General features: G+C 34.4%; 5 protein-coding genes. All 5 read left to right on the top strand.

Annotated features, from left to right (window positions below; genetic code table 11):
• Window positions 1-92: 92 nt before the first annotated feature.
• The 5 genes from KZH69_RS03550 (at window position 93) to KZH69_RS03570 (ending at window position 12819) form a co-directional block, all read left to right on the top strand.
• On the top strand, window positions 93-3080 hold the full coding sequence (locus tag KZH69_RS03550) for a SusC/RagA family TonB-linked outer membrane protein (protein WP_255557631.1): 2988 nt from the start codon (window positions 93-95) through the stop codon (window positions 3078-3080).
• Between the two features lie 11 nt (window positions 3081-3091).
• On the top strand, window positions 3092-4711 hold the full coding sequence (locus tag KZH69_RS03555; protein WP_219316087.1) for a RagB/SusD family nutrient uptake outer membrane protein: 1620 nt from the start codon (window positions 3092-3094) through the stop codon (window positions 4709-4711).
• 166 nt (window positions 4712-4877) lie between these two features.
• Window positions 4878-8195 carry a VCBS repeat-containing protein gene (locus KZH69_RS03560; protein WP_219316088.1) on the top strand — a complete coding sequence of 1106 codons (3318 nt, stop codon included), beginning with the start codon at window positions 4878-4880 and terminating at the stop codon, window positions 8193-8195.
• Window positions 8188-11448 carry a VCBS repeat-containing protein gene (locus KZH69_RS03565; protein WP_219316089.1) on the top strand — a complete coding sequence of 1087 codons (3261 nt, stop codon included), beginning with the start codon at window positions 8188-8190 and terminating at the stop codon, window positions 11446-11448. The genes KZH69_RS03560 and KZH69_RS03565 overlap by 8 nt, the downstream gene beginning before the upstream one ends.
• A 45-nt stretch (window positions 11449-11493) precedes the next feature.
• A complete protein-coding gene (locus KZH69_RS03570) occupies window positions 11494-12819 on the top strand; it encodes a vanadium-dependent haloperoxidase (RefSeq protein WP_219316090.1) in 1326 nt (441 codons plus the stop codon).

The following is a 12819-nucleotide window of genomic DNA, read 5'->3' on the forward strand; positions in this document are numbered from 1 at the left end:
TGTTTTTCTTAAAATTTTCTTAATAAAATAACTATGTTTGATTTTATATTTTAAACAAATAACCAAATTATTAACTAACTTATTTATTACGTATGAAAAATAGTCTACAAAAAGGCTTAATGGTTTTCATAACCATGCTATGTACAAGCTTGATATATTCGCAAGATATATCAGGATTGGTGACTGATGCGAGTGGCCCGCTCCCTGGGGTTTCGATATTGGTAAAAGGATCAAAAACGGAGACCCAAACTGATTTTGATGGAAGATTTACAATTAAGAATGTGGGTTCAGACGCAGTCTTAGTTTTTAGTTACATTGGTCTTAAAACTCAAGAAGTTAGTGTCGGGAGTAAAAGCACTATAAATGTAGTGATGGCGCAAGATCAAAGCCAATTGAATGAAGTTATAGTTGTAGGTTATGGTTCTGTCAAAAAGAAAGATGCTACAGGTGCCGTTGATATGATTAGTTCGAAAGACTTTGATAACATTTCAGCTACCTCTCCTTCAGAATTATTAAGAGGGAAGGTATCAGGGGTACAAGTAACACAAACTAGTGGTGAACCAGGAGCTGGTGTTTCGGTAAGAATTAGAGGAAACTCATCTATTCGTTCTGGAAATAATCCATTATATGTTGTAGATGGTGTTCCATTAGATGGTGGAGATGTATCCTCAGGTGGTTCTGATGTGGCAGGATTGGGATCTTCTTCTGCAAGAAATCCTTTAAACTTTATCAATCAAAATGATATTGAAAGTATTTCAGTTTTGAAAGATGCTTCTTCTACAGCTATCTATGGATCTCGCGGTGCCAATGGAGTTATCGTAATCACAACCAAAAAAGGAAAAACAAAAGTTCCAACATTGACATTTAATTCTTCTGTAAGATTTAGTACTATGTCTGGAGATTTTAAATTATTAGATGGAGATGAGTTTGTAGCAGCAGGTGGACCAGATAAAGGATCTAGATCCTACAACTGGGAAGATGCTATTTTAAGAAGTGGTTTTACTTCTAATAATGATGTATCTATCAGTAGTGGAGGCGAAAGTTCTAATACAAGACTTTCTTTGGGAGCTAGCAATACAGACGGAATTGTAAAAAACACTGGAATTGATAAGTATACAGCCTCTTTTTCAAACAACAATGATTTTTTTGGAGGTGTATTAAGAATTGATACAAACATACTTTATGCAGGACTAAAGGATCAAACTACTTTAATTAGTAATGATGCGGGTTATATTGGGAATTTAATTGGTACTGCTTTGTATTGGAATCCAACTTTACCAATATACCAGCCAGATGGAAGTTATACTTTTATTGCTGAGGACTATTTGAACCCAGTTCAATTGCTGAATTCTTACGATGATCATACGACTACAAATAAAGTGCTGGGAAGTGTTGCCGCAACTTTGAAACTAGGAAGTCATTTTAAATATAAATTCCTATTTGGTGTAGAATCATCTAATTCAGTTAGAAAACGTCAACTATTGCCTACAATGTTAATCAATAGTCAGGATTTAATTAAAAATGACCCTTCTAATGGAGGTGTTAAAAAAAGAGGTTTTGCGGAAATATCTGGAATAAGTAAGTTTAATAAAACAATAGAGCACACATTAACTTATGATAATAATTTCAGTGACAATGTATCTCTTAATGCATTAGCTGGTTTCTCTTATTATTCTTATGATACTGAAGGATCTAATGCAAGAGGTGTTGGATATGTGCCAGAACAAACGAATCTTATTGATAATATTCAAGGAGGAATTGCTCAAGAATTTAGAACATCTTCTTTCAAAAATAGAATTGAATTGCAATCTTATTTTGCTAAGGCAGAAGTTACCTTGTATAAAAATTTAATCATTAATGGATCTATTCGTGCTGACGGATCTACAAAATTAGGTGCTGATAACAAATGGGGTTATTTTCCAGCAGTTGGAGCTGCTTATAAAATCGTCAATAATGGTGATGGTGCTTTAAATGATATTAAAGTAAGAGGAAACTGGGGTATTACTGGAAATCAAGAGTTTCCTGTAAATTCAGCTCTTAATAAAGCCAATTATGGAAATGGTGGTTCGCCGCAAACAGTTTCGGGAGCAAATAGTGAATTGCGTTGGGAAACCACCAATTCATACGGTGTAGGTCTTGATTTTACGTTTTTGAATAATCGTTTGTCAGGGTCCTTAGATTACTACAAAAGAGATACTCAGGATTTGATTGCGCCAGTGCCACAAGCTACTGCACAACCAGGGCCAGGATCTAATAGAAGTGTTAATTTGCCAGGAAATTTAATTAATGATGGTATTGAAGTTGCTTTAAACTACAAAATTATTGACAAAGAAGATATGTCTTGGGATTTCGGTATAAATGCTGCTTTTTTGAAAAATAAAATGACTAACTTTGGGTCTGTTTCGTTACTAGCAGGTGGTATTAATGGACAAGGTTTGTCTGGTGCTAATGCAGAGATTATAAAAGATGGATATCCATTATATACTTACTTCTTGTATGATTTTAGGGGATATGATGCCAGTGGGAATTCTATTTACGCTGCAGCAGACGGATCAGATACTGGTTTAGGTAATGCAGACAAAAAATTATTAGACAAACAACCTTTACCAAAAATAAATCTTGGATTCAATACTAGTTTTAAATATAAAAACTTAGATGTTGGAATGTCTTTCTATGGTGCTTTTGGTCATTATTTGTATAATAATACTGCCAATGCTTACTTTTTCAAAAGTGCATTGTATGGAGGTAGAAACGTGACTCCAGAAGTAGCTAGTTCTCCACAAAATGGAAGTGATCCAAACTCACCTTCAACTAAATACTTGGAAAGTGGAGATTTCTTAAGATTAGGAAATTTAACCGTTGGTTATACTTTCAAAGGAGCTTTCATGGATAAAATAAAATTAAATTCAGCTCGTTTGTTTGTAAGTGGTGAAAATTTATTCGTTATCACTAATTATTCTGGATTTGACCCAGAGGTGGATACTAATAAAGCGCTTAACGGAGTTCCTTCTGCCGGAATGGATTATTTGTCGTACCCAAGAGATAAGAGTATTTCTTTTGGACTTAATGTAACATTTTAATTAAGAAAAAAATGAAAAGAATAAATATAATTAAAAGCATCTTTTTTGTAGGTACAATAGCATTTGGAGTGAGCTGTACAAATTTAGATGAAGAGGTTTTAGATGGTTTTGTAATTAATAATGAAGCCGGTGGAACTGTAAATACTGCTGCTTTCTTGCAATCAGCTTATGAAGGATTAAGAGGATTTCAAGATCAAGACAAAATGTTTACTTTGGATGAAATGTCTGGAGATGGTTTGGTTGGCCCTACTAGGGGTGGTGACTGGGATGATAATGCAAAATGGAGACAATTTCATGTGCACACTTGGGGATCGGATAATGTAGAGATTAGAAATGCTTGGAACTCTTTGTTGACTAACGTTTATAACTGTAACTTAGTTATTTATAATACAGCAACAGATTCCCAAAAAACACAAGCCCGTTTTTTAAGAGCCTTCTATTACTATAATGTCATTGATTTGTTTGGCCAAGCACCTTACAGAGAAGAAGGGACAGATATTACAGATAATCCTAAATTTTGGACTAGAAAAGAAGCTACTGCTTTTGTAATAAGTGAATTAGAAGCTATTGTTGCTAAGTTGCCAGCTCGTGTTGCTAATGACGCTAGTATTGCAAATGCAGATGCAGCTCATTATTTATTGGCTAAATTGTATTTGAACAAAGGTGTCTTTAATGCGGATAATGCAGCAGGTCCTTATACATTTGATGCAGCTGATATGAATAAAGTGATTTCAAATGTTGATGCTATTTCAAGTTCATTAGCACCTGAGTATTGGAGTAATTTTGCACCAACAAACAATACTTCAAATGAGATTATTTTTTCATCCAAAAATGTGTTAGGATCTGGTGGAGGAATACAATCAAGATGGAGAATGGGGATGCACTACAATCAAATTCCTGATGGATGGAATGGCTTTGCAACTGTAGCAGAATATTATAATAAATTTGATGCTGCAGATGATCGTAGACAACACACTTCACCATCAATTATTCAGTATTATGGAAATCCAATTGGTTTTCAATATGGACAAATGTATGGTCCAGAAGGAAATTATAAAACAAATAAGGATGGAACAAAATCACTTATGACAGAGGCCGATTATAAAAACAATGTTCCTTATGTTCATTATTTAGGAGGTGTTGTTGATTTACACGATAGAAATGGGCATCCGTTATTTTTCACTAAAGAAGTAACTATGATTACTAGTGGGCCTACACTTGAAACTGCTGGTATCCGTACTCAAAAATATGAACCTGATCATGCTAATTTAGGAAATCCGGAAAATGATTATGTATTGATGCGTTATTCTGATGCTTTGTTGATGAAAGCTGAAGCTGCCTTGAGAGGTGGTACAGGAGGAGCTGCAACAGCGCAAGCTATCTTAGATCAAATTGATTTAAGAGCTAAATTGCCAGCAGGTTCTACTCCAGCAACTTTAGATGGTATATATCTTGAGAGAGGAAAAGAATTATGGTATGAAGGTTGGAGAAGAAATGATATGATTCGTTTTGGGAAGTTTTTAGCTCCAAGAGAATTAAAACCAACAACTTCAGATCCTAAGTATGCTTTATATCCTATACCAGCTGATGCATTATTTAATCCTAATGTAACGCAAAACCCTGGATACTAAGAATTTTTTTTACTTCATTTTGTTTTGAGTTAGTTATAAAGAGGGTAATTTATTACCCTCTTTATTTATTTAATTTTTTATATTTTTTACTTTTTTATTACTAATTATTGTATATTTTAGACTGTAATAACAGAGTCAATTCCCTAACCAAATACTACCAAATACTATGCACAATCGAGTTGTCCTATTTTCTCTTTTAATTATTATTTTTTCTAATTGTTCCAAAGAAAATAGCGCTAATGAAAATAGTTTATTTACCAAACTAGAATCTTCTAAAACCGGAATTAATTTTGTTAATGAAGTTAAGAACGGAAAAAACATGAATATCTTCAAATACCGAAATTTTTACAATGGTGGTGGCGTGGCTATTGGAGATATTAACAACGATGGCTTATCGGATGTTTTTTTTACTTCAAATCTTGGAGAGAACAAATTGTATCTCAATAAAGGAAATTTCAAGTTTCAAGATATTTCTAAATCTTCAGGGATCGTTATGACCAAATCTTGGTCCACGGGTGTCGAAATGATTGATATCAATGGGGATGGATTGTTGGATATTTTTGTTTGCAATGCTGGAAATGGCATTGATGCAAAAAGAAAAAGCGAATTATTTATCAATAACGGGAACCTGACTTTTACTGAAAAAGCAGCTGAGTACAACCTTGCCGATACGGGCATTACGACTCATGCCGCTTTTTTTGATTATGATAAAGACGGTGACTTAGATGTGTATATTTTAAATAATAGTTTTATTCCGGTAAGCAGTCTTAATTATTCCAATAAGAGAGAATTACGCGACAAAGATTGGACCGTTAGCGACATACTAAAAGGCGGAGGGGACAAGCTGATGCGTAATGATAACGGTAAATTTGTAGATGTAAGTGAAGCTGCCGGTATTTACGGAAGTCTTATTGGCTTTGGATTAGGTGTAACAGTTGGAGATGTTAACGGAGATTTATATCCGGATATTTACATTTCAAATGACTTTTACGAACGCGATTACTTATACATCAATAATAAAAATGGAACTTTTAGTGAGCAAATTCAAAGTTGGGCATCGCATACAAGTCAGTCTTCCATGGGAGCAGATATGGCCGATATAAATAATGACGGAAGGACAGATGTTTTTGTAACTGATATGTTGCCTGAAGGCGATGAACGTTTGAAAACAACTACCAGTTTTGATAACTATGATTTGTTTACCCGAAAATTAAACTTGGATTTTTTCTATCAATACATGCAAAATACGTTACAATTGAATAATGGAAACAATCAATTTCTTGAAATTGCCAATTACGCAGGTGTTGCCAAAACCGATTGGAGCTGGGGTGCACTATTATTTGATATGGATAATGACGGGTACAAAGACATTTATGTGTGTAATGGGATTAGTAAAGATTTGACCAATCAAGATTTTATGGACTTTTTTGCCAATGATTTAGTCCAAAGAATGGCGGTTACGGGCAAGAAAGAAGACGTTGAAACGGTTATTAATAAAATGCCTAGTACGCCGATTCCAAATTATGCTTATAGAAACAACAAAGATTTAACGTTTACTAATGAAGCAGAAAAGTGGGGATTGAGTACTCCAAGTTTTTCAAATGGTGCAGCTTATGGAGATTTGGATAATGACGGTGATCTTGATTTAATAGTGAGTAATGTGAATCAAGAAGCTTTTGTTTACCAAAATAATTCAGAGAAAAAGAAAGAAAACCATTTTGTAAAAGTAAAATTGAAAGGTGAAAACCAAAATAAATTTGCCATTGGTAGCGTAGTCGAATTGTTTTCTGGAAAAGATATTTTAAGACAAGAATTGATTCCCTCTAGAGGTTTTCAATCTTCAGTCGATTATGTGATGACTTTTGGTATTGGAACCAAAAAAATAGATTCACTTCAAGTCATTTGGCCGAACGGGAAATACCAAATCATTAAAAAGGTGGCCAATAATTCGACAGTTAATTTGAATATTGTGGATGCAACTCTTGCGTTTACTTCAAGAAAGCCTGATGTAAAACCATTGTTCTCTGAAAAATCAAGTTCATTTTTGGCACACAAAGAAAATGATTATATCGATTTTGATTACGAGGGTTTGATTTCAAAAATGCTTTCCCAAGAAGGGCCTTCTCTAGCTGTTGCCGATATCAATGGAGATGGTAATGACGATGTTTTTATCGGAGGGGCCAAAGGAATGGCAGGGAATATTTATTTGAACAAAGGGAATGACACTTTTTCTATAACCAAACAAATTGATTTAGTTGCTGATGCCAATTATGAAGATACAGCCGCCGATTTCTTTGATGCCGATAATGATGGTGATCTAGATTTAATGGTAGGTTCGGGTGGAAATGAAAAAGCCGATCAGGCTAATTACAAAAACCGTTTGTATTTGAATAACGGAAAGGGAGTTTTTACCAAAAGCAAAACCAATATTCCAACAACCAATAATAACGTTGCTGTAATTGCTGCTTGTGATTATGATAATGATGGTGATATGGATGTTTTTGTGGGTAGCAGAAGTGTGCCTGGAGTCTACGGTATCGATCCTAAACAATTGTTGTTAGAAAATGATGGGAAAGGGAATTTTACCAATGCTACGGATAAAAAGGCATTCAAGTTGAATGAAGTGGGAATGATTACAGATGCTGTTTGGGAAGATATTGACAATGATGGAAAGAAAGATTTAATTGTCGTTGGCGACTGGATGGCACCACGAATATTCAAAAACACGGGACATCGTTTGGTAGATTTCAAATCCAATCTGACCAATTTTACCGGTTTTTGGAATGCTGTAAGTTGTGTAGATTTAAACAATGATGGCAAGAAAGATCTGGTACTTGGCAATAAAGGAACGAATACTACTTACAAGGCATCCGAGAAAAATCCGATGCGAATGTTTGTCAATGATTTCGACAATAACGGTACCATAGAACAAATTACTACTCGTGCAATTGAAGGAAAAGATATGCCATTGCATTTAAAAAAAGAATTAGCAGGTCAAATACCTTCTATAAAAAAGAAAAATTTGAGCTATGCAGATTATGCCAAGAAATCATTTCAGGAAATATTCGCTCAGGATGTAGTAGATAATTCCATTGTAAAAACAGCAACCATACAAAAGAGTGTAATCGCGATCAACAAAGGTAATGGCAATTTTCAAATTAAGTTGCTACCAAAAGAAGTTCAGTTTTCATGTGTGAATGCAATTTGTGTAACAGATGTTAATAAGGATGGGATTCAAGATCTCATTTTGGGAGGAAATCAATACGAGTTCAAACCACAATATGGAAGAATAGATTCCAATTATGGAAGTGTGCTTTTAGGGAATAAATTAGGAGCTTATTCATGGTTGCCGTACAATCAATCAGGGTTCTTTATAAAAGGAGAAGTAAAACATGTTAAAACTTTGAAAAACAAAAATAAAGCAGTTTCAATACTTGCGGTAATCAATGATAATACACCAAAAATATTTAAAAGCAATGAATAAATTTTATACTATTGGATTAGGCGCATTGCTTTTGTTAAGTTGTTCAGATAAACAAAATCGTTTGTTTGAAAAGCTATCACCTAAAGAAAGCAATATCACCTTCAATAATGAGCTTTTAGAATCAAAAAATATCTCCATACTCGATTATCTCTATTATTATAATGGAGGAGGAGTAGCTTTAGGAGATATTAATAATGACAGTTTAGTCGATATTTATTTTAGTTCCAATCAAGGAAAAAATAAATTGTATCTCAATAAAGGCAATAATAAATTTGAAGACATTTCAAAAAAGGCTGGGGTAGAAGGTCAAAGCGATTGGAACACAGGAACTGTAATGGCTGATGTGAATGGAGATGGTTATCTCGATATCTATGTATCTGCTGTTGTTGGGATTAATGGATTTGAAGGACATAATGAGTTATTTATTAACAACAAAGACAATACGTTTACAGAGAGTGCGGCCGAATATGGCTTGGATCTTGATAATTACAGCACATCAGTAGCATTTTTTGATTATGACCTGGATGGCGATTTGGATATGTACTTGTTAAATCATGCGGTACATTCGGAGTTGTCTTTTGGCAATGCCAATATTAGAAACAATAGAAATTATGAGTGTGGTGATAAATTATTTAGAAACGACAACGGTAAATTCGTAGATGTAAGTGCACAAGCAGGAGTTTTTGGTGGTGCCAATGGATATGGTCTGGGTATAGCTGTATCTGATTTTAATTTGGATGGCTATCCTGATATTTATATTGGGAATGATTTTCACGAAGATGACTATTATTACCTTAATAATGGAGATGGAACATTTACAGAATGTCTTAAAAACTATTTTGGGCACACTAGTCGGTTTTCTATGGGGGTAGATGTAGCCGATGTCAATCATGACGGTTTTCCTGATATAATGTCACTCGATATGCTTCCGGATGACGAAAAAGTTTTGAAATCTTCACTCGGAGATGACAATGTTCAAATGTTAAAATTGAGAACCGAAAAGTATGGTTATCATTATCAATATACCCGAAATATGCTGCAAATCAATCAGGCAGGACAACATTTCACGGAGACGGCTTTATTGAGTGGTGTTGCTGCAACCGATTGGAGCTGGAGTGCTTTATTTGCCGATTACAATCAGGATGGAGAACAAGATATATTTGTGTGTAATGGAATTCCAAAACGACCAAACGATTTGGATTATGTGAAATACTATTCCAATGAACAGGTCAAAAGTAAAATCAGTACGACTAAGTTACTGGATAAAATGGCTTTGAAAAAAATGCCAAAAGGAAATGTGTCTAATTTTATTTTTGAAGGTGCCCCAGATTTACAATTCATTAACAAATCCAATCAATGGATAGAGAATGATTCTATTATTTCGAACGGAAGCGGTTATGCCGATTTGGATAATGACGGAGATTTGGATGTAGTTACCAATAACATCAACAACATCGCTTCGGTTTATATTAATCAAACGAATAAAACATCGCATTATTTAAAAGTAAAACTTCGGTTTGCAGGCAAAAACACTTTCGGAATTGGGGCAAAAGTTATTTCGTATTCAAAAGGAAAGAAACAATTCAAAGAATTGCAAACCACTAGAGGTTTTCAGTCTTCATCAGAACCGATGCTTCATTTTGGATATGGAAAAATAGCAGCAATTGATTCTTTAGTGGTAATCTGGCCTGATAAAACCTACCAGACATTGAAAAATGTCAAGTGTAATCAAACCCTGACGATAAATGCTAATGCCAACAGAAATTTTTTTGATTACCAAACATTACATCCTAAAGTAATTCCAATTTTCAAAAAAACAGAAGCGGGATTGGGGATTGATTTTACACATCAGGAAAATGACTTTATTGATTTTGTGTATCAAAAATTAATTCCATATCAGCGTTCCGATAGAGGGCCAGCTACAGCTATAGGAGATTTGAATGGTGATGGAAAAGAAGATATCTTTTTTGGTGGTTCCAAAGGAAAAAAGGCTGCCGTTTATATTCAAAACGCAAATGGATTTTCTAAAAAAGGATATGGTGAAATCGAAAAAGATTCTGTTTTTGAAGATGTATCTGCAGTAATTGGAGACTTCAATAATGACAAAATCAATGATTTGTTTGTGGCTTCCGGAGGAGGAGAGAATGCTTCGAATTTGCAAGACCGATTATATGTTGCTAAAGGGAATCAATTGGTGAATTCAGTTTTGCCTAAACTTGCTCAAAATGCTGCAGTGGTCAAAGCTTTTGATTATGATAAGGATGGAGATCTTGATTTATTTGTAGGTAATAATTCATTGAATAACAGATTCGGAAGTACACCTAATTGTTATTTGTTGAAGAATACTAACGGGGTATTTACTTTTGCGGATGCGAAAACATTTGAAGGAATAGGAATGGTTACGGATGCTGTTTTTAGTGATTTTAATAAAGATGGCATTGTAGATTTAATTCTTGTTGGCGAATGGATGAAGCCTACTTTCTTTGCTAATAAAAACGGAAAATTTGTAAATGTAACCGAAACAATTTTTCCTGAAAAAAGCAACGGATTATATCAATCGATTATTCCTTTTGATATTGATAATGACGGAGATCAAGATTATTTGGTAGGTAACTGGGGATTGAATTCGAAATTCAAAGCGTCACAAGAATTTCCGATGAAAATGTATTATGATGATTTTGATAAAAATGGAACTTTTGAAACCATTGTAGCCAAAGAGAAGAATGGGAAATATTATACAACATTAGGACTTGATGAGCTGGTAGAGGAGTTTAGTGGTTTGCTGAAAAAGAAATTCAATAGTTATAAATCTTTTGCAGGAAAACCATTAGAGGAAGTTTTTGATATGAAAATGCTGGAAAAAGGGAAATTGTATGAAGTACATAATTTAAAATCGGGTTATTTGAGAAATGATAATGGCAAATTTACTTTCGTTCCTTTTGCCAATAAATTACAAGTATCGCCTATTACCAGTTTTGTGAAGTCGAATTTTGACAGTGATGCCAAAGAAGAAGTTTTTGCAGCAGGGAATTATTTTGGAGTTACACCTTACCATAGCCGCTTTGATGGATTCTCTGGGGCATTAATCAAAGACGATAAAACGATATTTCTGGGCAATCAAATAGGGATTGACTTGACACAAAAAGCGGTTCGACATTTGGATATTATTCATTTTAATGGAAAAAAATACCTATTGGTTACCATTAATAATAAAAAAGCTGAGGTTTATGAATTACCGATGAGCTCCAATTAAAAGAATCTAAAACCTACTCAAAAAATAAATAATACATTACAGAATATGAAGGCTAAAATTTATACTATAGCAGCAGTTTGTTTGCTTTTTATTTCATGTGGTAAACAAAAATCAATTGTGGTAATGCCAAACGAATACCATGCAGCAATCGAAAACGTAACGCAAATTATGATTCATGATATTTTTTCTCCTCCAGTGGCGAGTAGAATTTATGTGTATCCCAATGTGGCTGCTTATGAAGTAATTGCTCAAAATAGTAAAAAATACAATTCGCTTCAAGGACAATTGAAAGGCTTGGACTCCATTCCGGTACTGGATCCGAAGAGTGGAGTGAATAAGGATTTGGCCGCCTTGATTGCCCATATGGAAGTGAGTAAACAATTGGTTTTTTCTGAGGATATGATTGAAGTTTTTAGAGATAGTCTATATAAAAAATGGGAAAATGAAAATGCGAAAGAATTTGAAGTTTCCAAAGAATATGGATTAAAGGTAGCCGAACGCATCAAAAAGTGGATGGGTAAAGACAATTATAAACAAACCAGAACATTGCCTAAATTTTCGGTTTTTGCAAATCAAGCCGGAAGATGGCAACCAACACCACCTGCCTATATGGATGCTGTTGAACCACATTGGGGAGAAATAAGAACATTGGTATTGGATTCTGCTTCACAATTCAAACCCGCGCCAGCATTGCCTTTTTCATTGGATAAAAATTCGCCGTTTTTCAAACAGGTGCAGGAAGTCTATGATATCAGTCTGGCAACTAAAAAGAAAGGGGATGATTGTGAGGAGATTAAAATTGCTCAATTTTGGGATTGTAATCCTTATGTTTCGGTTAGTCAAGGACACATGATGTTTGCCAAAAAGAAAATTTCTCCAGGTGCGCATTGGATGGGAATAACCAAAATTGCCTGTAAAAAAGCAAATGCTGATTTTGATAAAACCGTTTTTGCTTATACTAAAACTTCGGTAGGAATGTTTGAGGCTTTTATCAGTTGTTGGGACGAGAAATACCGAAGTAATGTAGTACGTCCAGAAACGGTCATCAATCAGAATATCGATGAAAATTGGAAACCATTGTTGCAAACGCCTCCATTTCCTGAATATACCAGTGGACATTCTGTTTTATCAACAGTTGCTGCGACAGTTTTGACCTCTGTTTTTGGAGAAAATTTTTCTTTTGTAGATGATACCGAGTTACAATTCGGGTTACCAAGCAGAACTTTTAAGAATTTTTTGGATGCGTCCAAAGAGGCTGCCATGAGCCGTTTCTATGGAGGTATTCACTACCGAGCAGCTATAGAGAATGGTATGGTAGAAGGAAAAAATGTTGGTGATTTTGTAGTGAATAAATTGAAGATGGTTAAATAA

The sequence above is a fragment of the Flavobacterium taihuense genome (genome assembly GCF_019351435.1).
In the GTDB taxonomy this organism is placed as follows: domain Bacteria; phylum Bacteroidota; class Bacteroidia; order Flavobacteriales; family Flavobacteriaceae; genus Flavobacterium; species Flavobacterium taihuense.

Bases quoted from the DNA above. Each gene is read 5' to 3' on its own strand.
- KZH69_RS03570 (WP_219316090.1), top strand. From the start codon at position 11,494: ATGAAGGCTAAAATTTATACTATAGCAGCAGTTTGTTTGCTTTTTATT.
- KZH69_RS03565 (WP_219316089.1), top strand. From the start codon at position 8,188: ATGAATAAATTTTATACTATTGGATTAGGCGCATTGCTTTTGTTAAGT.
- KZH69_RS03560 (WP_219316088.1), top strand. From the start codon at position 4,878: ATGCACAATCGAGTTGTCCTATTTTCTCTTTTAATTATTATTTTTTCT.
- KZH69_RS03550 (WP_255557631.1), top strand. From the start codon at position 93: ATGAAAAATAGTCTACAAAAAGGCTTAATGGTTTTCATAACCATGCTA.
- KZH69_RS03555 (WP_219316087.1), top strand. From the start codon at position 3,092: ATGAAAAGAATAAATATAATTAAAAGCATCTTTTTTGTAGGTACAATA.